The organism is Streptomyces sp. NPDC094143 (assembly GCF_040303825.1).
Lineage (GTDB): Bacteria > Actinomycetota > Actinomycetes > Streptomycetales > Streptomycetaceae > Streptomyces.
In genome coordinates this window covers 1-24,691 of record NZ_JBEOTZ010000026.1, presented here as the reverse complement: position 1 = coordinate 24,691, position 24,691 = coordinate 1, and the positions used below count along the sequence as shown (strand labels likewise).

The window sequence follows — 24,691 nt, the reverse complement described above, 5'->3', positions numbered from 1 at the left end:
GTTCGGCGTCGGCCGCCTGCTGTGGGGTCAGCCGGTGGGGTAGGGGCCGGGCAGGGTGACCGTCTTGGTGACGGTCATCTCGGCGATGCTGTAGCGGATGCCTTCCCGGCCGACTCCGCTCGCCTTCACGCCGCCGAACGGGATGTGCGGAGAGTCGAAGTGAGGGCCTTCGCCGAGGTTCACCGCGCCCACCCGCAGCCGTGCGGCGATGTCCCAGAAGCGGGCGCTGTCCCGGGTCAGGACGCCGGCCTGGAGGCCGTACGCGGTGCTGTTGGACTGACGTACCGCCTCGTCCGCGTCCCGGACCCGGATCACCGGGGCGACCGGGCCGAAGGTCTCCTCGGTCACGAGCTCGGTGTCCGCCGGGACGCGGTCGAGCACGGCGGGGCGCACCAGGGCCCCGTCCCGCTCGCCGCCGGTGACGAGGCGCGCCCCGTCCTCGACCGCCCGGGCGATCCGGCGCTCCACCACGCGGGCCGCCTCCTCGCTGACGAGCGGACCGAGGTCGGTGTCGTCCCGGCGCGGGTCGCCGACGCGTTTGACCGTGACGGCCCGCTCCAGGAGGACGGTGAACTCGTCGGCGACCTCCTCCCAGACGAAGACGCGTTTGATGCCGCGGCAGGACTGGCCCGCGGTGGCGCAGGCCCCGTCCGCGGCCAGCCGCGCGGCCCGCTCCAGGTCGGCGTCGGGCAGCACGAACAGCGGGTCGTTGCCGCCCAGTTCGAGCAGTTGCCGCTTGCCGGCCGCTTGCGCCGCCACCGTGTGCCCGGTGGCCACGCTGCCAGTGAACGTCACCATGGCGACGTCCGGGTGGGCGGCGAGCAGCGGGCCGAGTTCGCCCGGTTCGCCGGTGACGACGGCGAGCATGTCCTTGGCACAGCCGGCCTCGACGAGCAGTTCGGCGAAGGCCAGTGCCGTGAGCGGGGTCTTCTCCGAGGGCTTGAGCAGCAGGGGGCAGCCCGCCGCGAGGGCGGGTGCGGCCTTGACGACGACTTGGTTGAGCGGGCGGTTGAACGGCGTGATGCCCAGGACCACGCCGACCGGCTCGGGCAGGGTGACGGCGAGCCGGGTGCCGTCGGGCAGGGGGATGGACTCGCCGCGGATCCGCTCCGCCTCGGCGGCGGCCACCCTGAGATTTGCGGCGGCCCGGGCGACCTCGCGCAGGGTCTCCTTGCGGCAGACCCCGGACTCGGCCGTGATGAGGGTGGAGAACTCCTCGGTCCGGGCCGTGAGCAGGTCAGCCGCCCGGGCCAGGACGGCCGACCGCTGCTGGGGAGTCATGGCACGGCGGCCGGCGGCCAGCGCGGCGACGGCGGCCGCCGCCTCCTCGGCACTGTCGCGCGGCACGGACCCGACGGGCTCGCCCGTCCAGCGGTCGTGCACGGTGGTGTGCCGGCGGGCCGGCTGCAGTGCTCCGTTGACGAACATCGTGACTCCCGAGCCGTGGTTTCTTCCGGGTGGGTTCTTTTCCGGGGGTGTGGCGGGGGCGGTCAGTCCTGGTCGCGCACGAACCGGGCCTCGAGCTCGGAGATCTTCTCGTACTCGAAGACCTCGAACAGCTCGGCGAAGCTCATCTTCAGGCCCATGTCGTCCCAGAACTTCTGGGTGGTTCCGGCATCCCGGAGTTCGGCGAAGAGCTTGCGCAGGACGGAGGCCGCGGCCATCCAGCCGGACAGCGGGTAGATCGCCAGGTTGTAGCCGATCGCCTCCAGCTCCTTGGTGGTGAGCCAGGGGGTCTTGCCGCCCTCGACCATGTTGGCCAGCAGCGGGGCGTCGAGTTCGTCGCGCACCCGCTTCATCTCGTCGACGTCGAGCATCGCCTCCAGGAAGATGCAGTCGGCGCCGGCGGCGAGGTACTCGCGGGAGCGGCGGATGGCCTCGTCGAGGCCGAGCGACTCACGGGCGTCGGTGCGGGCGATGATGGTGAAGTCCTCGTCGACGCGTGCCTCCACGGCCGCCTCGATCTTGCCGATCATCTCCTCGGTGGAGATCAGCCGCTTGCCCTCGAGGTGGCCACAGCGCTTGGGGTTGACCTGGTCCTCCAGGTGGTAGCCGACGATGCCGACCCGCTCGAACTCCCGGGTGGCCCGCCACACCGACATGGCGTTGCCGTAACCGGCGTCCGCGTCCATGATCACCGGCAGGTCGTCGACGGCCAGCACGATGTTCTTGGCGTTGGTGGCCTGCTCCGACACGCTCGTGAAGCCCAGGTCCGGCAGGCCGAGCATGCTGGCGGAGGTGCCGGAGCCGGTCATGTGCACCGCGGGGAAGCCGGCCTGCTGGATGACCTTGGCGCTCAGGGCGTCGTACGCACTGGGGACGACGAGGATCTCGGGGGCGTTCATCAGCTCGCGGAAGGTACGTGCCTTGGTCACGGCCATCTCTTCTCTCCTCGGAGGTGCCTTGCGTCGGTATCGGCGCGGGACCGCGCCGACGGGTCATCGGGTCGAGGGGGCGGCCACGAGGTCCGCCAGGGACTCGTCGAGCCGGAGGAGCTGGTTGTACTTGGCGAGGCGGTCGCCGCGGCGCGGCCCGCCGACCTTGATCAATTCCGCCGCGACGGCGACGGCCAGGTCGCACATGGCGGTGTCCTCCGTCTCGCCGGAACGGTGGGACACGGCGAGCAGCATCCCGGCCCGGCGGGCGGCGGCGGCCGCGGCCAGGGTGGCGCTCACGGTTCCGGCCTGGCTGAGCTTGAGCAGGATGCCGTCGGCGCGGCCCGGGGTGATCCGCTCCGCGTCGGTGGCGAAGAGGTCGTCGCCCACGACGCTGGTGGCGGCGGGCAGGGAGCCGCGCAGCCGGTCCCAGCCGGCGTCGTCGGCCGGGTCGAAGGGGTCTTCCAGGAAGGTCAGCCGGAAGCGGCGCGCCAGTGCCGCGAGGTGCTCGGCGAACTCCCCGGTGGTGAAGTGCCGGTCCCCGAAGCGGTAGCGGCCGGAGTCCTCGCGCAGGTGCTCGGCCGCCACGTCCACCCCGAGGGTGCACGCGCCGGAGTGGCCGGCCTCGGTCACGGCGGCTTCGAGCAGGGCGAGTTGCTCCTCGCTGTCCAGCGGCACGAGCAGGCCGCTGGAGGCGGAGAGCGGGACCGGGCCGAAGCGGCGTTCCACGGCCCGGTGCGCCGCGGTGAACACCTGGTCCGCGACCTCGATGTCGGTGTGGATGCGGCCCGTGGCGGGGAGCACCATCACCTGCTGGAAGCCGCGCGGCGGCCCCTCGCGGTGGATGCCGCCGGAGAACACGTTGACCATCAGCCGAGGCAGTCCCGGCCCGCCGAGGCCGTACTGCTCCGCAAGGTGGGCGTGGAGCGGGAGCCGCCGGGCCGTCGCCGCGGCGCGCGCGTAGGCCAGGGACACCGCCAGGGTGAGGTCCGAGCCGGCCTCCCCCGCCTCGTACACCTCGGCGAGCCGGGTGTCGCACTGCCGCTGGCCGGTGACGGTGCCGTCGGTGAGCGCGGCCGTGAGCAAGGGTGCCGTGACCGGGCCGAGGACCGGATCGGGACCGCGGCGGCGCTCCAGCCGGCCGGGAGCGATGGCCCGGGGTGCCGAACCGGTGCCGGTGTGGCCGGAGTCCAGGGAGACCTCGGCCTCCAGGGTGATGCGGGCCCGCGAGTCCAGGATGCCGCGCAGCCGGACGGACGTGATCGTCATCGACGCCTCCCGTCGGGCCCGGCCAGCAGGACGGCGAGCAGGTCGCTGGCGCGGCGCGCGCCGAGCGAACCGCCGAGCGCGGCCTTCTCGCCGAACTCCGTCACCGCGTCGGCGGCGATCCGGGGGCCGACCGCGACGGCGGGCACCAGGTCGGGGCTGTGGATGCCCAGTTCGCACGGGGTGGCGTGGTCGCAGGTGACGACCAGCGTGTCCTGCTCGGTGAGGGCCTCGACCAGGGGCCCGACGAAGTGGGCGTCGATCTCCTCGACGGCCCGGACCTTGTCGTGCGGCCGCCCGTCGTGCCCGGGCTCGTCCGGGCCCTTGAGGTGGACGAACACCGCGTCGGCCGGGTCGGCGAGCAGTTCCGGCAGCAGTTGCCGGTAGTAGTCGGGTTCGCTCTGGCCGCGGGCCGGCCGGGAGCGGGTGAACCGGGCGCCGATGAGGTGCGCCAGGCCGCGCTCGGCGGGGACCTGCCCGTACATGGACAGCGACAGGCCGGTCCGTTCGGTGAATCCGGCCAGGCGCGGCAGGGTGTCTCCGGCGTCCCGCACCAGCAGCAGGTTGGCGGCCCGCCGGCCCAGGTCGCGGCGGCGGGCGTTGACGGCGCTCGCCTGCATCACCTCGGCGCTGGCCGCGACGAACCGGTTGACCAGCTCCGCGGTGGTGGCGGCGGCCGGGGCGTCGTCGAAGGGGACGCAGGTGGCCGGGGTGGCCGCCGGTGCGTTCACGGGGACCCCGAAGGGGCCCCGGCTGACGAATCCCGGGTCGGTGTTGGTGACCTTCCCCGACAGCGGGACGGTGTCGCTGGTCAGGGCGAGGATGCCGCGGTGCCGGCCGAAACCGGTGAGCCGGAAGGCGACGCCGTCGGGGAGCGACACCCGTTCGGTGATCTCCTCCACCAGCGTGGTCTGGTCGTCCTCGTCGAGGTCTCGGGAGGTACGCCGGTCCAGCCGCCGCGTGACGGGGTCCCAGCTGGCGAAGTTGACCCGGAACGCGACGGAGTACCCGTCGGGCTGCCAGAAGTCCATGCCGAGCCCTTCCAGGGGGCCGCGACCGGTGTAGTGCGTGATCGGGTCGTAGCCGAGCAAGGCCATGGCGCCCGAGTCGGACTCCGGCGGCACGTCCGGGGCGATCACCTCCAGCGCAGCGGAGCTCCCGCGCCTGGCCAGGGCGTCCAGGTGCGGGGTGGCCGCCGCCTCGAAGGGCGTCAGCCCGCCCAGTTCCGCCCCCGGCCGGTCGGCGCCGCCGCACAGGACGGCCAGGAACAGCCGTCCGCCGCGCGGCACCCCGCCGGGCCCCGTGGACCGGTTGTCAGCCCCGGATGCGCTCATCGATTCCACACTCCTTGACGACCCTCGCGACGGCGGGCGGCACCAGGTGCTCCCAGGGCTGCCCCTCGGCGATCGATCGGCGGACCAGGCCCCCGCTGATCGGTTTGTCGGTACGGCGCCACATCACCTCCGTGCGCAGCCCGAGCGCGTGAAAGCGGTCGAGCTTGGCGTCGCCCCAGTCGTCGTAGACGGTGACGAAGTAGCGGGCGTCGGCAGGCGCGTAGTGCGCGAGTCTCTCGGGGAAACTGTGCGGGAAGGGCACGATGCGCAGCCGCTCGCGGGAGACCTCGGCCTCGGTGAGGGCGCCCTCGACCATGAGGTGGCGCTCGTAGTACGTGCAGGGGTTGGACTCGGGTAGGCCGCGCTCCGGGTCCGTGCTCTCCTCGGCGGTGGTCCACGGGTCGGGGTTGGTGATGCCCACGACCAGGGTGCGGCAGCGTTCCGCGCCGGCCAGCAGGTACTCCAGGTGGCCCAGGTGCAGGGGCTGGAACCGCCCGTGGATGACGCCCGTCTCGGCGATCCGCTCGCCGCTCATCGGCCGATCACCCCTCCGGCGTGTGCCGGGGCGCCCGCACCGGCGGGCGTCCCGGTGACGAACGCCCGGAAGCGGCGCGCCACGTCGGCCGGGGTGACCTTCGGCCGGCCGAGTCCCTCCAGGGAGCCGGGCCGGATCGCCAGGTGGAGCAGGGTGGGACCGTCCGTGGCCTGCGCGGCGGCGAGCGCGTCGGAGAGGTGCTCCAGAGTCGAGCCGGCGTGCACCGTGCGGTAGCCGCAGGCGGCGGCGACGGCGGGCAGGTCGACGGCGCCGGACAGGGTGCGTTGGCCGCCGGTGGAGTCGTGCACGCCGTTGTCGAGGACGACGTGGATCAGGTTGCGCGGGGCGTGGGCGCCGACCGTGGCGAGGCTGCCCAGCCGCATCAGCACCGAGCCGTCGCCGTCGACGACCACGACCGGCCGGGGCGTGTGCAGCGCGACGCCCAGGCCGACGGTGACCGCCGAGCCCATCGCCCCGACCATGTAGAAGTGCTGGTCGCGGTCGTCGAGGGTGTACAGCTCCCGGCTCGTCTTGCCGGTGGTGGACACCACCGCCGCGTCGCCGGGCAGTTCGCCCAGGATCCGCTCCAGGGCCGCGATCCTGGTCGGGCGGGCCCCGGGCGCGGCGGGCCGGGCGTGCCGGACGACCTGTCCGGGCACGGACACCGGCGCCGCCTCGTCCAGGGGCTCGTCGGCGACGACTCCTTGCGGGAGCAGGAAGCCGTACGGCAGTTCGCGGTGCTCCAGGGAGGCGCGGCAGCCGGCGAACGCGGAGGGCAGTTCGTCCACCCGGTCCGGGACGAGCGTCCATTCCATGTCGCACAGGTCGAGCAGGTCGCCGGTGACGCGGCCCATCAGGTGGTGCTGGGGTTCGTCCTTCTCGCCGGGGCGCCCCCGCCAGGTCGTGACGACGACGGCGGGGATGCGCGCGGGGTGCAGCAGGGAGGTGAGCGGGTTGGTCATGTTGCCGAGGCCGGAGTTCTGCGTGATGGCGCAGCCCAGGCCGCCACCGAGCCAGGCGCCCGCCGCGACGGCGGCCGCCTCGCCCTCCTGCGTGACCGTCAGGTAGCGGGTGGTGGGGTCGCTGATGACGCGGTTGATCAGCGGGGTCAGGTAGGAGCAGGGCACCCCGGCCACGGTGGTCACACCGAGGCCGGTGAGCCCGGCCACCAGGTCGGCCGCGCCGATCATCCCTGCACCGGCGCGAGGTCGGGGGCCTGCGTGTAGCGGGTCTCGTCCTTCTCCAGGCTTTCGTAGTCGAGCAGGCCGAATATCTCCTTCAGCGGGGCGACCCGCTCCTCGACGCCGAAGATGCCGCGGTCCGCCTTGATCTGCTGGCATACGTCGCGCATCGCGGAGAACGCGGCCCGCATGCTGTGGTTGGCCCAGATGCAGCCGGCGATGCCGAGCGCGGCGAAGTCGTCGAGGGACGGGGTGTGGTAGGTCGTCGGGGCGATGAGGATCGGCGCGCTGCCGTCCCACTGCCCCATGAACTCGGCGATCTGCTGCGGGGTGCTCATCCGGGAGTGGATGAACAGGGCGTCCGCGCCGGCCTCGACGTAGGCGTGGGCCCGGGTCAGGGCCTCCTCCATCGGCAGGTTGGAGATCAGCGCCTCGGTGCGGGCCACCACGACGAAGTCGGGGTCGCGCTGGGTCTCCTTGCAGGCCCTGATCTTTCCGGCGAACTCGCCGACGGGGGCCAGCTGGTGGCCGTCGCCGAAGAACGAGTTCATCTTCGGGAAGACCTTGTCCTCGAAGCACACGCCGGCCGCGCCCACCCGTTCGGCGCGGGCGGCGAAGCGGCGGGCGGTGTTGAAGTTGCCGTAGCCGGTGTCGCCGTCGACGAGGACGGGCGCCCCGGGCGCGGCCTCGGTCATCGTGCCGACGAGGGTGAGCAGTTCCGTCCACGACGCCTCGTCGCTGTCGCGGACACCGCGCGCCGTCGACATGCACAGACCGGACGCCCACAGCGCCTCGAAGCCCTCGGCGACGGCTATCCGCGCGCTCAGCCCGTCGTGAACGCCCATCAGCTGGCAGGTACCGGGGCCGTACAGCAGGTTCTTCAGCCGCCTGCCGACGGACTCCGGGAAGTCCGTACCGTCGCTCGCCGACTGCTCCGTCGCGTTCATGGGTCCTCCAATGGGGACGTGCGTGGTGGGGTGGGTGAGGAGTCAGGCCACTCGGCCCTCGGCGGGCGGCGTGCCGTCGCGCAGTACCGAGCGGACGCCCTCGGCCACGCGCCGCCGCAGGCTCTCCTCCGACTCCGCGGACAGGAACGCCCGGTGGGAGCTGACGATCACGTCGTCGCGTTCCAGGAGCTTGCGGGCGACAGGGGACTGGTTGGGGTCCTCAGGTGAGAAGACGTCCGAGGCGAATCCGCCGAGGCGCTCGCTCTCCAGCGCCCGCAGCACACAGCCGGGGTCGACGAGCGCGCCCCGCGCGGTGTTGACGAGGAAGGCGCCAGGTTTGACGCGGTCCAGGACCGGGCCGCTGATCAGGTCGCGGGTCTCGTCGGTGAGGGCGGTGTGCAGGACGACCACGTCGCAGCGTTCGAGGAGTTCGGCCAGGGAGCCGACCGGCTGGACGCCATGGCCGGCCATCACGTCGGCATGGACGTAGGGGTCCACGGCGAGCACCTGGCGGTAGAACACCTGGAGCTTGCGGGCGGTGGCCCGGCCGATGCGGCCGAAGCCGACGATGCCGACGGTGCGGTCCGAGGTGCGGCGCGGTATGCCGCCGCGGTGGATGCCCCACCGGTCCGCCCGCACCAGGCGGTCCTGGACGCTCACGCCGCGCTCCAGGCCCAGCAGCAGGGCGAGGGTGTGGGTGCTGACCTCGTCGCCGCAGTAGTCGGGGACGTTGAAGCCGATCAGGCCGTGCCGGGCGAGCAGCGGGGCGTTGAGGTTGTCCACGCCCACGCCGCTGCGGGCGATGACCTTGCAGCCGGGCGATACGGCGTCGACCAGTTCCGGGGTGACCTGGCAGCGGTAGATGACGAGGGCGTCCGCTCCGCGCACGTGCTTCAGGAAGCGCTCGCCGGAGGTGACGTAGGAGTCCTCGAACAGGCCGAGTTCGATGTCGATGTCCGGGCCGAGCACGGTGCGTTCGACGGCGGCGAGGGCGGGGTCGGGACGCCCGTCGGCGTCCAGGGCCCAGGCGGGGTCGGTGTAGACGACGCGCACGGGTCTCCTCCTAGTTGTCGTATCCCCAGCCGACCAGGTCGCGCCGGCCCCGGCGCAGCGTGGCCGCGGGCTCGAAGGTGTTGGTCAGCTCCAGCCAGTCCTGGTAGCCGAGGTGGGCACCGGAGCCGAACTTCAGCACCGTGCCGGTGCCATGCCAGCGGTGCCGGACGAACGGGCCGGTCCACGCCGAGCCGTCGGGGCCCAGCTCCACCGAGGCGGGGCCGTCGGGGCCGTCCCATTCGAGGGTGAGCCGGCCCTCCGTGACGACGTAGTGGTTCTCCGCGTGGTCGACCAGGTCGGCGCCGCGGGTGTCGGCGCCGACCCGCAGGAAGGTACCGACCAGGTCGGGCAGATGGGCGGCGGAGGCCATCGAGGCGGCCTCGTAGGTGCCGACGGCGCGGCGGGAGCGGCGGGAGTCGTCGATCGTCGTCCAGGTCTTGCCGACCCCGTCGTGCTGGTCGTCGGCGGGCAGCAGGATCCGGTAGTCGAAGCCGAGGGCGCGGCCGAGTCGCCGCAGCACGGTCAGGCCCCGGTCCGACGCCGGGGAGCGCAGCGCCGCTTCCAGGGCGGCCGGTTCCACTCCGGCCGCCTCAACGGCGGAGGCACGGGTGTGGACCCGGCGGGCCAGGAAGAGGTCCAGGACCGAGCCGGCGCTCACCTTCCCGGACAGCGCCTTCAGGGCCTCCTCGAAGGCGCCGGAGGACCAGTTGTTGGCCTCGGTCATGAGCGGCGCGATGTTCGACTGGGCCGTGTAGGACACGATCCGCGCGGGCGCGTCGCCGGTCAGCGAGTAGCTGTGGGGGCAGTACGACGGCTCCACGTACGAGTCGCCGGTGATCCAGCGGTCGGTGCCGTGGTTGGCGTGCAGGACGCGCCAGGTCTGCGGGGTGATCTCCTCGCCCCAGCGGCCGTTGATGTCGCCGGGTCCGAGGTTGACGGTGATGGCCGGTTCGAGATGTCCGTTGTTCAGGGCGGGCAGCCGGTCGGCGGGGCAGAGGATGTCGAGCACGACGGGGGCGACCCGGCCTTCCGGCGCGGCCAGCGTGTAGTAGTTGTAGAAGTGGATGCCGTCGCGCTGGATGGGGCGGCGGGAGGCGTGCATCTCGTCGGCGGACTTGTGCACCACGGCGAGGTTGCGGTGGGCGTCCGCGGCGAGCTGGGCGAATTCGACGCCGAGGGCCTTGGCCAGGGCCTCGGCGGGTGCCGGGCCGAGGTCGCCGTCCTCGTCGCGGAGCAGGCGCCGCAGGTCGTCCAGGGGCAGCCCGGCGAGGTCGGCGGTCTGGGCGGCCGTGTACTTGCGGGCGTTCATCCAGTGAGCGAGCTTGAACGGGTCTATCCGCACGTCTCCTCCAGTTCCGATCGTTCGCCCAGGAGCCGGCCCAGCGACACGGGGTCCAGCCGGCGGGGGTTGTCGTGGCAGCGGGGGTACGTCACGGCTTCGGCCGCCACGGCGTGGTGGTCGACGTCAAGTTCGTCGTAGGGGGTCAGCCCGCAGCCGGTCAGGAAGCGCTCCACGCGGAGCGCGGCGCGGGCGGGGGTGCCGCCGAGTGGCTCCGCGAGGAAGTCGATCACGCGGCGTACGTGGCCCGTGCCGCGCGGGTCTGCGCAGTCGCCGGCGGGCACGGCGTGGTTGTGGCGCAGCAGCCGGCCCAGCGTCACGCCGCAGGCGTGGCCGTGGGCCAGGCCCAGCCGGAGGGTCAGCGGGTAGGAGATGGCGTGGCACGAGGAGGTCTGGGCCAGGGCGATGGCCCGCCCGGAATGGTGGGCTGCGCGCTGGAGTTCGAGTCGGGCGGCGGCGTCCAGGGTGTCGCCCTGTACGCGGTCGAGGACCCCGGCGGCCAGGGTGACGGCCGAGGTGCCCCAGCGGATGGACTCCGGCGTGGAGCGGACGGACCAGGAGGCCTCGGCGCCTTGGCAGAGGGCGTCCAGGATGCCGGTGGCGAGGTCGCGGCGGCTCAGGCCCGCCAGGAGTTCGGGGGCGAGCACGGCGGCGGCGGGACGTACGCCGGGCCCGGTGAGCGAGAGCTTGCGCCGGTGCTCGAGGTCCCACAGGGTCGCGAAGGGGGTGGCCTCGGCTCCAGTGCCGGCCGTGGTGGGTACCGCGACGACCTTCGCCGCGGGCGCGGCGGGGACCGGTCCGGCGGCACAGGCCTGGCGCACCCGGTCGGCGTCGGGCGGATCGCCGTCGGCGAGTGCCGCCGCCGCTTTTGCTGCGTCCATGACAGTGCCGCCGCCGACGGCGATCACGACGTCCGCGCCGAGCGCCCGCAGGTGCCGGGCGAGGCCGGCGACGCTGTCCGGCGTGGTCGGGCCTTCGTGGACCACGACCACCGGGTCGAAGGCACGCAGGGCGTCCTTCACGCGTGGCGCCCAGGGGCGTCCGGTGAAACCCGGGCCCACGACTTGGACCACGCGCGGCGTCCGGCGGAGCGGGCCGGTCAGGAGCGCGGCGAGCCGGGCTATCCCGCCGACGCCCTCGGCCACCGGCAATTTGCCGGGAAACGTCACGGTCATGGGGTCACACTCCTTTCGTCCCTGGTGCCCTCGGTGTCATTCCAGACGGTGATCATTCGGTCATCAGACGGTCTCGGACGGCATTCCGGCGGGGTTCAGGAAATCGCGCAAGGTGTACGGGAGGATTCCGCCGTGCCGGATGAATTCCGCCTCCATGGCCGTGTCGACGCGGACCACCGCATCGAAGGAAACGGATCCCGCGGTCACCCGGACCGTACGAGGAAGGGCATCCGAGAATTCTCTGACACCGCTGATGTCGAATCCCTCGGTGCCGCTGAGGCCGAGCGTGCGGGCGTTCTGCCCGGCCGGGAACTCCAACGGCAGGATTCCCATGCCGACGAGATTCGACCGGTGAATGCGTTCAAAGGATTCCGCGATCACGGCGCGCACCCCGATCAGGGCCGGGCCCTTGGCGGCCCAGTCCCGGGAGGAACCGGTGCCGTACTCGCGTCCGGCCAGGATCACCAGGGGCACGCCCGCCTCCCGGTAGGCGACGGCCGCCTCGTGCACCGTCGTGATCTCGCCCGTCAGGTGGTTGAGGGTGTAGCCGCCCGTCCTTCCCGCGGCCAGGCGGTTGCGCAGCCGGGGGTTGGAGAACAGTCCGCGCAGCAGCACCTCGTGGTTGCAGCGCCGTGCGCCATAGGCGTTGAAGTCCTCGGGCGGCACTCCGAGGCCGCGCAGGTGGGCACCGGCCGCCGAGTGCGCGGGAATGCTGCCGGCGGGCGAGATGTGGTCGGTGGTAACCGAGTCGCCGAGGTCTGCCAGGACCCGTGCGCCGCGGATGTCGTCCAGGGCCGGCGGTCGGGCCGTGGTGCCGGCGAAGTAGGGCGGCGGGGCGATGTACGTGGACTCCGCGGCCCACGGGAACAGTTGCTGCGGGTGAACCGGGAGGGCGCGCCACTGCTCGTCGCCCGCCATCAGGGATGCGTACATCGCCGCGTACGTGTCAGGTCCGACCGCCGTCCGGGCCACCTCGTCGATCTCCCGGCCGGCGGGCCAGATTTCGGCCAGTGTGACGGGTCGGCCGTCGGCCGCCACGCCCAGCGGCTCGGTGGTGAGGTCGATGTCCATCGTCCCGGCCAGGGCGTAGGCGACCACCAGCGGGGGCGAGGCGAGGTAGTTCATCCGGACGTCGGGGTTGATCCGGCCCTCGAAGTTGCGGTTGCCCGACAGCACGGCCACCGAGGCCAGGCCCGACGCGCGCACCGGGCCGGCCACTCCCTCGGGCAGCGGCCCGGAGTTGCCGATGCAGGACGTGCAGCCGTAGGCGACCAGGCTGAAGCCGAGTTTGTCCAGGTAGGTGTCGAGCCCTGCCCTGGCCAGGTACTCCATGACCGCCGCGGACCCCGGCGCCAGCGTGGACTTCACCCAGGGGCGCGGCTGGAGGCCCAGCTCGACGGCCTTCCGGGCGAGCAGTCCGGCCGCGATCATCAGGGCGGGGTTGGAGGTGTTCGTGCACGAGGTGATGGCGGCCAGCACCACGGCGCCGTCCCCGAGCGTGTGGCGGCTGCCGTCCGGTGCCGTGACCTCGGCGCGGCGCGGCGTGCCACCGGTGATCTCGGGCACTGCCTCGGCGAAGGCGGAGCGTGCGGTGGCCAGCGGCACCCGGTCCTGGGGGCGCCGGGGGCCGGCGATGGACGGGACGACCGCGGCCAGGTCGAACGAGAGTCGTTCGGAGTAGCGGATTCCGGCCGCGGCGGAGGCGTCGTACCACAGCCCCTGCGCCTGGGCGTAGGCCCGCACCCGCTCGACGTGGCGCCGCGGGCGGCCGGTGGCGGCCAGGTAGCGCAGCACCTCGTCGTCGACCGGGAACAGGGCGGCGGTGGCGCCGAACTCCGGGCACATGTTGGCGATGGTGGCCCGGTCGGCGGCGGTCAGCGCGGCCAGGCCGGGGCCGTGGAACTCGATGAACGCGCCCACCACGCCGTGCGCCCGCAGCCGTTCGGTGAGGGTCAGCACGATGTCGGTGGCCGTCACCCCGCCCGCCGGACGGCCGGTCAGTTCGCAGCCGATGACCCGCGGGACGCGCAGCGACAGCGGCTGGCCCAGCATGGCCACCACCGCCTCGATGCCTCCGACACCCCAGCCGAGCACGCCCAGTCCGTTGACCATCGGGGTGTGCGAGTCGGTGCCCACCACCGTGTCCGGGTGGAGCGCGGGGAGGCCTCCGGCGGTGTCGTCGGCGATCACCACGCTCGCGAGCCGCTCCAGGTTGACCTGGTGGATGATGCCGGTGTTCGGGGGGACGATCCGCAGTCGGTCGAAGGTCGCCTCGGCCCAGCGCAGCAGCTCGTAGCGCTCGCGGTTGCGGGCGTGGTCCAGTGCGGCGTTGCGGGCGAAGGAGTCCGGCGTGCCGAACACGTCGGCCATGACGGAGTGGTCCACGACCAGGTCCACCGGGATGCGCGGGCTGAGTGTCCCGGGCTCGCCCCCGAGCCGGACGAACGCCTCCCGCATAGCGGCCAGATCGACCAGGCAGGGCACCCCGCTGTAGTCCTGCATGACCACCCGGGCCGGGTGGAACAAAATCTCGGGCGCGGTCCCCCGCGGGTCCCAGCCGGCGAGCGCGGTGACGTGACCGGCGTCGACCCGGACCCCGTCCTCGTGCCGCAGCAGGTTCTCCAGCAGGATCCGGAGGCTGTACGGAAGGCTCTCGGCACCCGGTACCGCATTCTGCAGCCGAAATATTTCGAACGACTCGCCCGCGACGTCGAGAACGGCGCGCGCTCCGAAACTGTCGGGGTGTTCCGAATTTCGAAACGTGCCCTTCACCCAGCCCCCTCCGCAGATTGCCGACTTTCCTGAACTGACTCAATCATCGCCCGAGGGATAGTTCGGCACCAGTGGGTCGGCTATTCCACTTGTGGCCATGTCCGGCTACGGAAGTTCCCCCGGCTACGGAAGTTCCCCCGGCTGCGGAAGTCCTCCGAGTACCGAAGTTGCTCCGGCTGCGGCAGTCCTCCGAGTACCGAAGTTGCTCCGGTTAGGGCAGTTCCTTCGACTACGGCAGTTCGACTACGGCACTTCCTTCGAACGCTCGGCCGTGACGCTTCTGGCCAGGCCGGACAGCGTGGGTTCCACAAAGAGCGAGCGCACCGGCAGGCGTACCCCGAAGGCCTGGTTGACGCGGGCAATGATCCGGGTGGCCGACAGGGAGTTGCCGCCCACTTCGAAGAAATTGTCCGCGCCGGCCGGCGGTGCGATGCCCAGCACCTCCTGCCAGATGGCGGCGATCCGCTCCTCCACCGGGTCGAGCGGCGGCCGTTCCCGGTCGGCGTCGCCGTGCCGGGCGAGCGGATCGGGCAGGGCGTCGCGGTCGAGTTTGCCGTTGGGGCTGGTCGGCAACGCGTCGAGCACCAGAAAGAGTTCAGGGACCATGTAGCCGGGCAGCCGGTCCTTGAGCCACTGGCGCAGAGCGGCCGCGGTGGGCCGCTGCCGCCCGGGCGCCGGTACGGCGTAGCCGGCCAGCCGGCGATCCGGGCCCTCGCCCCGGACCAGCACGACGGCGGTCCGTACGTCCGGGTGGTCTGCCAGCCGGGTCTCGATCTCGCCCAACTCGATTCGGAAGCCGCGCAGTTTGACCTGGTGGTCGGTGCGCCCGAGGAACTCCAGTTCACCGTCGGCGCCCCAGCGCACCACGTCGCCCGTGCGGTACAGCCGGGCGCCCGGCTCGGTGCCGGACGGGTCGGGGAGGAAGCGCGCGGCGGTGACGTCCGGCTGGGCGAGGTAGCCGCGGGCGAGCCCCACTCCCCCCAGGTACAGCTCGCCCTGCCGCCCGAAGGGGACGGGGCGCAGCGTGTCGTCCAGGACGTGCACCGTGTAGCCGGTGACCGGACGGCCCAGGGGCGGCACCCGGTCGGGTGTGCAGCGCGCGATGGTGGCGAGGACGGTGGCCTCGGTGGGCCCGTAGCCGTTGAACACGTCACGGCCGTCGCACCACTGCTGGGCGAGCTCCAGGGTCGCCGCCTCACCCGCCATGACGACCGTGCGCAGTCCGGGCAGGTCGGCGGCGGCGAGGGTGGACAGGGCCGAGGGCGACAGCAGCACCGTGCTGACCCGGCGGTCGCGGATCAGCCGGGCCAGGTCCTCGCCGGGGACGAGCAGGGCACGCGGTTCGAGGACCAGGGTCGCTCCGGCGTCGAACGTCATCAGCAGTTCGAGCAGGGAGACGTCGAAGCCGGGTGAGGCGAAGCGCAGCACCCGGCTCTGCGGTGTCTGGGCGAACTGCTCCACGCTGCGGGTCAGACTGCCGATGCCGCGGTGCGGCACCATGACGCCCTTGGGCACTCCGGTCGAGCCGGAGGTGAAGATGATGTAGGCGAGCTGGTCGGGCGCGACGGGGAGCGCCGGCCGGTCCGCGGGACGCGCGGCGAGGGCCGAGCGGGTCGTGTCGTCGTCCAGCAGGACCACCCTGACGTCGTTCCCAGCGAACCGGCCGGCCAGCGAGCGCTGGGTGAGCAGCAGCCGCGCCCCGCTGCGGCGCAGGATGTGGTCCAGCCGCTCCGCCGGGTACTCCGGGTCCAGGGGCAGCAGGACGGCACCGGCCTTCAGCACGCCGAAGGTGGCGACGACGGCGTCCGCCGTGCCGTCCAGGGCCACGGCGACGGGCTGTTCCCGCCCGGCACCGCCGGCGAGCAGGTGGTGGGCGAGGCGGTTGGCGGCCTCGTCCAGCTCCCGGTAGGTCAGTCGGCGGTCGGGCGCCTCGACCGCGGTGCGGCCGGGGCGGCGCAGGGCCGCGTCCTCCAGCACCCCGTGCAGGGTGCGGTGGTGCCGGGCGTCGTCGGCGGCGCGGCTGTTGACCTGGCTCAGGTGCCGGGTCTCGTCCTCGGTGAGCACGGGCAGCGCGGCCAGCTCCCGGTCGGGGTCGACGACGACCGCCCCGGCCAGGAGCGCCAGCCGTTCGGTGAGCCGGTCGATGGTCACGGGCTCGAACAGGGCGGTGCTGTACTCGAAGTACCCGGTGTAGGCGCTATCGCGGTCGGTGAGCACGAGCGTGAGGTCGAACTTGGCGGAGTCCGGTGTGTGGCCCTCGCGGGCGCGCCGCGGCAGCAAGGAGTCCAGCTCGCCGGCGTCCCGGCCGTCCTCCATGACGAACGCCACCTGGAACAGCGGGTTGTGGGTGAGGGTGCGCTCGGTGCGCGCCTCCTCCACCAGCCGCTCGAAGGGCAGGTCCTGGCGGTCCAGCGCCTCCGCGACCGTCTGCCGGACCTGGGCGAGCAGCTCGCTGAAGCGCACGCCCGGTTCGGCGCGGACGCGCATGGCAAGGGTGTTGGCGAAGAAGCCGATCAGATGGTCCAGTTCCGGACGGGCCCGGTTGGCCACCGGTGTGCCGATGACCATGTCGCGCTCCCCGCTCCAGCGGTGCAGCAGCGCGGCGAACACCGTCAGCATGGTCATGAACGGGGTCGCACCGCACCGTCCTGCCAGGTCCCGCAAGGCCGTGGTGAGCTCGGCCGGCAGGGCGAACCGGCGCCGGGCCCCCTCCGTCGTCGCGACGGCCGGGCGCGGCCGGTCGAAGGGCAGGTCGATGGCCGGCGGCGCTCCGCGCATCCGGTCGCGCCAGTACCCGAGCAAGTCCTCCAGGCGCTGGTCGTCCAGCAGCCGCCGCTGCCAGGCCGCGAAGTCGGCGTACTGGACGGGCAGCGGGGGCAGGTCTGCCTCGGCACCGGTCTCGGCGGCGTGCAGCAGCGCCGTCAGGTCACGCCGCAGCAGACCGATGGACCAGCCGTCGAACACGGTGTGGTGGAAGGTCAGAAAGAGCAGGACGTCGTCATCGCGCAGCCGCAGCAGCAGACAGCGCAGCAGGGGCCCGGACGACAGGTCGAAGGGACGTTGCTTGTCCTGTCCACACAGGCGCAGGGCCGCGGCCGCCCGAGCGCTGTCGGGCAGGTGGCGCAGGTCCGTCTCGGCCAGCGGTGGGGACAGGCTCTCCGCGATGTGCTGCCGGGGCTCCCCGCCGTCCGCCGGGAAGGTGGTCCGCAGCACCTCGTGCCGTGCGGTCAGCTCGCCCAGCGCGGCGCGCACGGCCTCGGTGGTCACGGGCCTGCTGATCCGGAGCGAGGCGGAGACGTTGTAGACCGCACGCCTCGGCTCCATCTGGTCGAGGAACCACAGGCGGTGCTGGGCGAACGACAACGGTGCCGGCCCGCCGTCGTCCGGCCTGCGCGGAATCGCCGGGTCGGGGCCCGGGGCCGCAGCGGCCCGCAGCCGACTCTCGAACAGGGCTCGCTGCTTGGGCGACAGTGCGGCGATCCTGGTCCGGAGGTCTTCCACTGCTGTTACGTCCCCTCTGTGTGACGACGTTGGCGAGGGCGAATCCGGCGGCGGATGGCCCGGGCCGGTCCGCTAACCAAAGGCGCGGGCCGCGACGATGACGGCCGAGACGATCCCCTCCCCGATGACGAGACCGGAGGCCACCGTGCCGACGGTCTCCTTGAGATGCGGCGCCTTGCGGACGGTCAGCCAGGCCGCGGCGCCACCGAGCGACATCACGAGCACCGTGTCCGGCGGCAGCAGCAGCCCGAGCCCCAGGGCGGAGGGCGACACCGGGGCGAATGTGAGCAGGAACCCGGCCGGCAGGGCCGCGGCGAGCGGTGTCCCGACCTGCTGGGCATGGGAGGAGTCCAGTGAGTAGGCGCTCGCGACGAAGTGGAAGGCCCGGGCGAGCGGGGCCGGGAACTCCGGTTGCCCCACCAGTCCGGAGCGCAGCAGCACCGCCATCAGGAACAGTCCGACGACGGCGCCGAGCCAGCCGCCGAGGGCCTGGGTGGACAGCACCCGGCGGGGCGAAGGGCGTGCGGTGACCGTCGTGTCCGACACCCGCACCGCGTAGGTGTAGTACAGCGCCGCCATCGCGGCCCCGGCGACGGCGGTGCTCAGCACGATGGCGTCGGACATCGGCAGTCCGGTCAGCTGCAGCAGGATGATGCCGAGGAAGATGGCGGGCGACAGTGGCGCGATGCCCGTCTCGGCACCGACCCGGACGAAGAACAGCGCGAACAGCAGGGTCATCACCGAGATCAGCGCGGCCACACCGAGTCCCCGGCCGGCCCCGTAGTGCCAGCACAGCGCGGCGGCACTGGCGACGAGCAGCGCGCACAGGACCCCCGCGGCGCGGCGGTCGCCGGGGATCCCGGTGGCGACCGGGCCACGGCGGAGCACCGAGACGGACCGGACCAGCGTGGCGACCGAGTACCCGATGATGACGCCGATGCCGATGGCGAGGACCGGCCCGTGGGAGAGGTGCTCGGTGTAGTCGTCGGCGGGGTCGCGCCGGGCCCAGACCACCGCCGAGCACACGCCGCCGGCGAACATCCACAGCGCCGAACGGCTGCCGGCGAGCGCGCCGACCCCGAGCAGCATGGGCGACAGGGCCAGTCCGACGAAGGCGGGTGTGCCGGGGAGGTGCACTGTCCCCTCGTTCGTCGTGAGCGAGGCGACGAGCGCGACGAGGACCGAGGCCAGCGCCGACCAGTACAGCGGCCGGGCGGACACCTCCCGCTTGCGGCTGAGGCTCTCCATCAGCATGATCGCCGGCCGCAAGGTGGGGAACGGCAGCTCCTCACGCTGGAGCATCCGGGCCGCGAAGAGGCCCAGCACCAGGCCGACGGCGTTGGCGAGCAGGACGATGACGGCGAGGGCGGCCCATGAGGGCGGCCCGGCGCCGCGCAGATGGTTGGCGGCGATGCCGGAGCCCACGGCGGCGGCCGAGAGGTACCCGCTGGAGGCGATCGAGAAGACGACGAACAGGCCGGACCAGGACAGGCGCCGGCGCGTCCGCAGCCACACCGCTCCGACCACCACGACGAGGGCTGACCCGCCGAAGGCGACCCCGGTCTTGAAGATGACCAGGATGTTGAAGACGCACAGCAGCGCGCCGATCAGGACGCCGCCCGCCACCGCCCATCCGTCCACGCGCCCGCCGGTGCCGGAGCCGGGGCGCACGGGGGCGCCGTCGCCACGGGGGCCGCCGGCGCCACTGCCGGCTCCGATGCCGCTGTCCGCTCCGGTGCCGCTGTCGCCGCCTGCTCCGATGGTGCTGCCGGCTCCGGTGCCGCTGCCGCTGCCTGCTCCGGTGGTGCCCTCACTCACTGCACGGTCCCGGGAGGTCCGCTCGGGGGGAGGTCCATGGGAGAGGTCTCCGCTTCCGGTGCGTCTCGGCGAGTCCCCCGAGTCCTTCGGCGGCCTCCAGCGCCTCCAGTTCCGCAAGGAGCCGCTCCGTGGCCGCGCTGTCCGTGGCCGCCTGCGCGGTGACCACCGCGAGGGCGAAGTCCCGCAGGACGGGGTGCTCGAACGCCAGGCTGACCGGCAACTCCACGCCGAACGCCGCCGAGACACGGCCGGTCATCCGGGCGGCGAGCAGTGAATGGCCGCCGATCTCGAAGAAGTTGTCGTCACCGCCCACCTCACCGGTGCCCAGCAGCTCCGCCCAGATCTGCGCCAGTTCCCGCTCCGCGGGGGTGGCGGGCGGCTCGTCCCGCCCGAACCCGGACCCCTCCCCCGGCGCCGGGTCGGGCAAGGCCTTGCGGTCGGTCTTGCCGCTCGGGGTGAGGGGGACGCGGTCGATGGTGACGTAGGAACCTGGCCGCATGTACGCGGGCAGCCGGGCGGCGGCCAGCTCGCGCAGCTCCGCCACCAATTCCCTGTCCCCGTCGTGCCCGGGCCGGGCCGGTCGAACGTAGGCGACGAGCCGCCGGTCGTCCGGGCCGGTGCCCCGGACGTCGACGACGACGTCGGCCGCCCTCGCGTGACCCGCCAGGGTCGCCTCGATCTCTCCGAGTTCCAGCCGCTGGCCGCGCAGCTTCACCTGGCCGTCCTCGCGGCCGAGGTACTCCAGAACACCGTCCCGGCGCCATCGGGCCAGGTCCCCCGAGCGGTACATGCGCGAGCCGGGCAGCCCGTAGCAGTCCGGCAGGAACCGCTCAGCGGTCAGATCCGGCCTTCCGTGGTAGCCGCGGGCGACCGGAACGCCGCCGAGCCACAACTCCCCCGGCACCCCCGGCGGCACCGGGTTCAGTTCGCCGTCGAGCACATAGCAGCGGGCGTTCGCGATGGGACGCCCGATCGGCACGCTGGGCTCACCCGCGCGGCACCGCCAGTGCGTGACCTCGATCGCCGCCTCGGTCGGACCGTAGAGGTTGTGCAGTTCGACCTCGGGCAGGCGGGCGAAGAGCCGGTCGCGCAGGTCCGCGGGGAGCGCCTCGCCGCTGCAGAACACCCGGCGCAGCCGCAAGTCGTCGGGGAGTGTGCCGACATCGAGGAAGGCCGCGAGCATGGAGGGCACGAAGTGCACGTCTGTGACGCCCTCGGCGGCGAGCCGGGCCGCCAGGTACGCGGGATCGCGGTGCCCGTCGGGCCGCGCGAGCACCAGGGTCGCGCCGGTGGCCAGGGTCCAGAAGATCTCCCAGACCGAGACGTCGAAGTGGATCGGTGTCTTCTGCAGCACGACCGTGCCGGGTCCGGCCGGGAAGGCTTCCATGCCCCAGCGGATCCGGTTGCACGCCGGTCCGTGTTCACCCAGCACGCCCTTGGGCCGGCCGGTCGAGCCGGAGGTGTAGATGAGGTAGGCGAGGTGCCCGGGGCCGACGGCGGGCAGCGTCGCATCGCCATCGGTGCCCTCGGGGTTTCCGGGGTTTCCGGGGTCCTCAGGTTCCTCGGACAAGTCCGGGCCGTCCAGAGGAATGACGGTCGTACCGTCCACCTCGGGCAGGTTCGCCGTGTGCCGGTGCAGCGTGAGCAGCAGACGGGCGCCGCTGTCGCGCAGGAGGAAGGCGGCCCGCTCGGGCGGATCGCCGGGGTCGATCGGCAGATACGCGCAGCCCGACTTGAGCACGGCCAGGAGCGCGATGACCATCTCGAAGGAGCGTTCGCAGGCGACCGCCACCACGCTCTCCGGAGCGAGGTCGTGGGCGAGCAGACTCCGGGCCAGCCGGTCGGCACGCTGGTCGAGTTCGCCATAGGCCAACTCGGCCCCGTCATCGGTCCGCAGGGCCACGGCGGCGGGGGTACGGCGGGCTTGGGCGGTCACCAGCCCGGGCAGGGAGCCGGCCTCGTGCCCACCGGGCAGGACGACCGCGGTGTTGTTCCAGTCCTGGACCATGCGGTCGCGGGCCACCGGCTCCTGGAGCGGCAGGAGAGCCACCGGCACGTCCGTCCGGTCGAGCGCCGCGTCGAGCAGGGTGACCAGCTGCGGGCCGAGGTCCGCGATCCGCTCCCGGTCGAACAGGTCGCTGTCGTACTCCCACTCCCCGCGCAGGCCCGACGCGGACCGAGTGACGAAGAGCGTCAGGTCGAACATCGCGGTCCCGGTGTCCCCGGCGCCCTCCTCCCGTACGAACGACCCCTGAGCGGGGTCCCTGGCGTCGCGGTCGGGTGTGTTCTGCAGCGCGAGCATCACCTGGACGAGCGGGGTGTAGGCCGGACTGCGCACCGGCGCGAGCTCCTCGACCAGGCGGTGGAAGGGCAGTTCCTGCCGGGCGAAGCTCTCGACGACGCTCTCCCGCGTCCGCCGCACCAGCTCCAGGAACGACGGCCGGCCGGCCACACCGCACCGCACCGCGACGGTGTTCACGAACAGCCCGACCACGCCCTCCGTCACGGTGTGCGTACGGCCGGCCACCGGCGAGCCGACCAGGAGGTCCTCCTGTCCCGTCAGCCGGTGCAGCAGCGCGGCGAAGCCGGCGAGCAGCACGGGGTAGAGGGTCGTTCCCTCGTCGTGGGCGAGGCGTTCGAGCCGCCGGGTGACGGACTCGGGGACGGTGAAGGAGAGCCTGCCACCGCGGTGGCGTTTGACGGCGGCACGCGGCCGGTCGCTCGGAAGCTCCAGCAGCGGCGGCACCCCGGCGAGGTGCCCCCGCCACCACTCCAGCAACTCGACTTCTGTGTCCACCAGTTCGGCGCGCTGCCGCACGGCCCACTCGTGGTACTGGACGGGAAGCGGCGGCAGTTCGGGCGCCGCTTCCCGGACGTGGGCCCGGTACAGCTGGTTCAGCTCCCGCACCAGGATGTCGTCGGACCAGGCGTCGGTCACGATGTGCGGCATCGTCAGCAGCAGGCGCTGACACGTGTCGGTCAGGCGCACGACGCGGACGCGCAGCAGTGGACCGGCCGCCAGGTCGAAGGACGTGCGCGCCTCCTCGGAGGCGATCCGGGCGGCGACGACGGACCGCTCGGCCGCGGGGAGTTCACGCAGATCGGACTCGGCGAGGGGAATCCGCACACGATCCAGGATCTGCTGGCGCGGCCTGCCCCCCACACTCGGGAAGACGGTGCGCAGGACCGCGTGCCGCTCGACGAGGTCCCGCACACACTGGTCGAGCACCTCCAGGTCCAATGGACCCTCGTGACGCACCGCGAAGTGGATCGTGTAGGTGGCACTGCCCGGCTGCATCTGCTCGAAGAGCCACATGGACTCCTGCTGGAACGACAGGGGCGCGGTGGCGGGCTCGCCCTGAGAGACGGTCCCAAGGTCGCTCCCGGCGACAGCGACGAGTGCGTTCTCGGGAACCATGGTGGCCGGTGCAGGAGGGGGTGTGGCCGACGTCCTCGAGGCGGCGCGACCGGCCCGGATGCGCTCGGCCAGAGCGGCGGGCGACGGCGACTCGAAGACGTCCCGCAGCGGCAGCGGCGTGTCCAGAGCCTCGCGGATCCGCGCCGCCGCCCTGACGGCCATGACCGAACTCGCCCCAAGCCGGAAGACGTTTTCGTCGGCGCCGACCTCCGGCCGGTCGAGCAGTCCCGCCCAGATCTCCGCGATCCGGTCGGCGACGCCGTCGTGTGTCCCCTGAGCCGTCACGCGCCGCCCTCCCCGAAGGTGCGCCGCAGGCTCAGGGGCCGCATGTCGTCCCAGTGCGCGCGGATGGCGTCCAGGCATTCGGCACGGGTCCCGCGTGCCCCGTGCGCCGTCCAGCCGGCGGGCAGCTCACGCTCCTCGGGCCACACCGAGAACTGGCCTTCGTGGTTGACGACCACCAGGAAGCGTGTCGTCGCGCCGTCGAGCATCAGTGTTCTCCCCCGTCGCGCCGTTTACACGTAACGTCCACATCCAGAAGCAAACAAGGTCCGATCATCGTCCACACCCGTCACGGCTTTCACCCGGTCCGGACTTCCGCCAGTGGACATGACCGCAAGTGGACTCACCCACTCGGTCCGGCCCGGACCCGGCTGCCGGATCGTGCGTGCCCCTGCGGCCGACGCCGCCCCGGTACAGGTCGGCGGGCGGCCACCAGGACTCCCCCGCGAACAGATCCAGCAAGCCGGCCGAGGGGACAGCGCTGGTGGGTGTGGGCGAAAGCCCGTCCCTGTCCTCGGCGTCGAGCGGGACATCCGGCACGGCAATACTCCCGTCGCTCGGGGAACGCAGGGACGTCACTGGAGGAACGCCGGTACGGACCGCGGACTCCCCGGCCCGGCAAGAGGTGCAAGTACGCCGTGGCCGACCAGGAGCTGTCAAGACGTCACGGACCGGCTCACACCGTTCACACCGCAAAGTTCGAGACAAGCAGGCGCGTTTTTCTGCGCGCTGGCATCACCCTCGTTCTCGGGCGGCGTCACTCTCGCCTCGGGCGGGCGTCACGAACTCCTGACGGAGCGTCGGCCTCTGCCCCGCAGCCGACTCAGCAGGCCGGTGGGCCTCGGCACGGCAGGCGGTGTCGGCTCTTGCGCAGGTGGAACCGGATGGGGTGCCGTTGACGCCGGGGCCGGCCCCGGCGCCGGGCGCGGTGCGGGGCGTGGGACCGGGCGTTGCCTTCGCGCCGTTTCCATCGTGTGGGCCAAGTCCGCTCGGAACCAAGCCACTTCGTCCGGCTCACCGGCCATCCTGAGCTTCTCGGCCAGTTCGGCGGCCAGCGAGCCGGGGGTGCCGTGCGTGGGGAGCCGGGGACGGAGGCGGTCCAGCCGGGCTCGCTCGTAGGGGTCCTCGACGACTTCCGCCACGTCGGCGGGGGCGAGGAGGCAGGCGACGGCTGCCGCGCGAGCCCATGGGTCGTCGCCCGCCTGCCGCAGCAGGAATCCGTTGTGGCGTCCCCTCCAGTTGCGGGGGCGGCGGTCCACCCCGGCCTTCAGACCCTCCCGGATCTCTGCGGGCGTGCGCTCCGTAAGCAGCGGTGCGTTGCTCGCCTCGGCCGCGAACTGGCGCAGTTCCTCCGCCAGATACAGCCAGACGACGGTCCTGTAGCGGTTCAGGTAGTACTTGACCGGCACGAGCAGGCCGAAGCGGGCGAGGCTGGTGAACCTGGTGCGCGCGATGTCCATGAGCTCGGCGCCCTCGTTGGTGCCGGCGGTTTTGACGCGTTCCCGTAGTCCGTCGGGAAAGCCGTCGATCGCCCGCAGCCGGTCCAACTCGGTGTGCGTGACGCGCCGGCCTCCGCCTCCTCCGTCCGGGACGGTGTGAATAAGACGGTGTCCTATGTGGTGAGGCGGACGTACCGCTTGTAGCAGCAGAGGGCTGCGGCGAGGCCGAGAAAGGCCAGGTAGTTGCGTGGATTGC

General features: G+C 72.8%; 16 protein-coding genes. All 16 read right to left on the bottom strand.

Annotated elements, in window-relative coordinates:
• Nucleotides 1-27: 27 nt before the first annotated feature.
• Nucleotides 28-1,428 carry an aldehyde dehydrogenase family protein gene (locus ABTZ58_RS28105; protein WP_351362374.1) on the bottom strand — a complete coding sequence of 467 codons (1,401 nt, stop codon included), beginning with the start codon at nt 1,426-1,428 and terminating at the stop codon, nt 28-30.
• Nucleotides 1,429-1,490: 62 nt separating this feature from the next.
• Entirely contained in the window at nt 1,491-2,381 is an 891-nt protein-coding gene (bcpA, locus tag ABTZ58_RS28100) for a carboxyvinyl-carboxyphosphonate phosphorylmutase (protein WP_351362371.1), read from the bottom strand.
• Nucleotides 2,382-2,438: 57 nt separating this feature from the next.
• Nucleotides 2,439-3,644: an enolase C-terminal domain-like protein gene (locus ABTZ58_RS28095; RefSeq protein WP_351362369.1), complete on the bottom strand. Its 1,206-nt coding sequence runs from the start codon at nt 3,642-3,644 to the stop codon at nt 2,439-2,441.
• Nucleotides 3,641-4,975, bottom strand: a complete 1,335-nt coding sequence (locus tag ABTZ58_RS28090) for a CMP-5'-phosphonoformate--3-phosphoglycerate phosphonoformyl transferase (protein WP_351362366.1) — start codon at nt 4,973-4,975, stop codon at nt 3,641-3,643. The genes ABTZ58_RS28095 and ABTZ58_RS28090 overlap by 4 nt, the downstream gene beginning before the upstream one ends.
• Nucleotides 4,956-5,510, bottom strand: a complete 555-nt coding sequence (locus ABTZ58_RS28085; protein WP_351362363.1) for an adenylyltransferase/cytidyltransferase family protein — start codon at nt 5,508-5,510, stop codon at nt 4,956-4,958. The genes ABTZ58_RS28090 and ABTZ58_RS28085 overlap by 20 nt, the downstream gene beginning before the upstream one ends.
• Entirely contained in the window at nt 5,507-6,700 is a 1,194-nt protein-coding gene (gene aepY / locus ABTZ58_RS28080) for a phosphonopyruvate decarboxylase (RefSeq protein ID WP_351362360.1), read from the bottom strand. Before aepY ends, ABTZ58_RS28085 begins: the two co-directional genes overlap by 4 nt.
• Nucleotides 6,697-7,638: a phosphoenolpyruvate mutase gene (aepX, locus tag ABTZ58_RS28075; RefSeq protein ID WP_351362357.1), complete on the bottom strand. Its 942-nt coding sequence runs from the start codon at nt 7,636-7,638 to the stop codon at nt 6,697-6,699. Before aepX ends, aepY begins: the two co-directional genes overlap by 4 nt.
• 42 nt (nt 7,639-7,680) lie before the next feature.
• Entirely contained in the window at nt 7,681-8,691 is a 1,011-nt protein-coding gene (locus ABTZ58_RS28070) for a C-terminal binding protein (protein ID WP_351362355.1), read from the bottom strand.
• A 10-nt stretch (nt 8,692-8,701) separates the two neighbouring features.
• Nucleotides 8,702-10,033 (bottom strand): 2-hydroxyethylphosphonate dioxygenase, encoded by a 1,332-nt coding sequence (gene hepD, locus ABTZ58_RS28065; protein ID WP_351362352.1) that lies wholly within the window; start codon nt 10,031-10,033, stop codon nt 8,702-8,704.
• Nucleotides 10,024-11,205 (bottom strand): phosphonoacetaldehyde reductase, encoded by a 1,182-nt coding sequence (locus tag ABTZ58_RS28060; RefSeq protein WP_351362349.1) that lies wholly within the window; start codon nt 11,203-11,205, stop codon nt 10,024-10,026. Before ABTZ58_RS28060 ends, hepD begins: the two co-directional genes overlap by 10 nt.
• 63 nt (nt 11,206-11,268) lie before the next feature.
• Complete coding sequence (acnA, locus tag ABTZ58_RS28055; protein WP_351362346.1) at nt 11,269-13,977, bottom strand: aconitate hydratase AcnA; 2,709 nt, start codon at nt 13,975-13,977, stop codon at nt 11,269-11,271.
• Nucleotides 13,978-14,220: 243 nt separating this feature from the next.
• A complete protein-coding gene (locus tag ABTZ58_RS28050; protein ID WP_351362343.1) occupies nt 14,221-17,478 on the bottom strand; it encodes a non-ribosomal peptide synthetase in 3,258 nt (1,085 codons plus the stop codon).
• 72 nt (nt 17,479-17,550) lie between these two features.
• On the bottom strand, nt 17,551-19,296 hold the full coding sequence (locus ABTZ58_RS28045) for a hypothetical protein (RefSeq protein ID WP_351362340.1): 1,746 nt from the start codon (nt 19,294-19,296) through the stop codon (nt 17,551-17,553).
• The gene (locus ABTZ58_RS28040) at nt 19,289-22,999 is read right to left on the bottom strand and encodes a non-ribosomal peptide synthetase (RefSeq protein WP_351362337.1); all 3,711 of its coding nucleotides are present in this window, start codon (nt 22,997-22,999) and stop codon (nt 19,289-19,291) included. Before ABTZ58_RS28040 ends, ABTZ58_RS28045 begins: the two co-directional genes overlap by 8 nt.
• Nucleotides 22,996-23,205 carry an MbtH family protein gene (locus ABTZ58_RS28035; RefSeq protein ID WP_351362334.1) on the bottom strand — a complete coding sequence of 70 codons (210 nt, stop codon included), beginning with the start codon at nt 23,203-23,205 and terminating at the stop codon, nt 22,996-22,998. Before ABTZ58_RS28035 ends, ABTZ58_RS28040 begins: the two co-directional genes overlap by 4 nt.
• Before the next feature lie 570 nt (nt 23,206-23,775).
• On the bottom strand, nt 23,776-24,543 hold the full coding sequence (locus ABTZ58_RS28030) for a DUF6397 family protein (protein WP_502996141.1): 768 nt from the start codon (nt 24,541-24,543) through the stop codon (nt 23,776-23,778).
• Nucleotides 24,544-24,691: the final 148 nt, after the last annotated feature.

What these genes read in the sequence shown, in the direction of transcription:
- ABTZ58_RS28105 (WP_351362374.1), bottom strand. Translation starts at nt 1,428, where the DNA reads ATGTTCGTCAACGGAGCACTGCAGCCGGCCCGCCGGCACACCACCGTG.
- bcpA (WP_351362371.1), bottom strand. Translation starts at nt 2,381, where the DNA reads ATGGCCGTGACCAAGGCACGTACCTTCCGCGAGCTGATGAACGCCCCC.
- ABTZ58_RS28095 (WP_351362369.1), bottom strand. Translation starts at nt 3,644, where the DNA reads ATGACGATCACGTCCGTCCGGCTGCGCGGCATCCTGGACTCGCGGGCC.
- ABTZ58_RS28090 (WP_351362366.1), bottom strand. Translation starts at nt 4,975, where the DNA reads ATGAGCGCATCCGGGGCTGACAACCGGTCCACGGGGCCCGGCGGGGTG.
- ABTZ58_RS28085 (WP_351362363.1), bottom strand. Translation starts at nt 5,510, where the DNA reads ATGAGCGGCGAGCGGATCGCCGAGACGGGCGTCATCCACGGGCGGTTC.
- aepY (WP_351362360.1), bottom strand. Translation starts at nt 6,700, where the DNA reads ATGATCGGCGCGGCCGACCTGGTGGCCGGGCTCACCGGCCTCGGTGTG.
- aepX (WP_351362357.1), bottom strand. Translation starts at nt 7,638, where the DNA reads ATGAACGCGACGGAGCAGTCGGCGAGCGACGGTACGGACTTCCCGGAG.
- ABTZ58_RS28060 (WP_351362349.1), bottom strand. Translation starts at nt 11,205, where the DNA reads ATGACCGTGACGTTTCCCGGCAAATTGCCGGTGGCCGAGGGCGTCGGC.
- ABTZ58_RS28035 (WP_351362334.1), bottom strand. Translation starts at nt 23,205, where the DNA reads ATGCTCGACGGCGCGACGACACGCTTCCTGGTGGTCGTCAACCACGAA.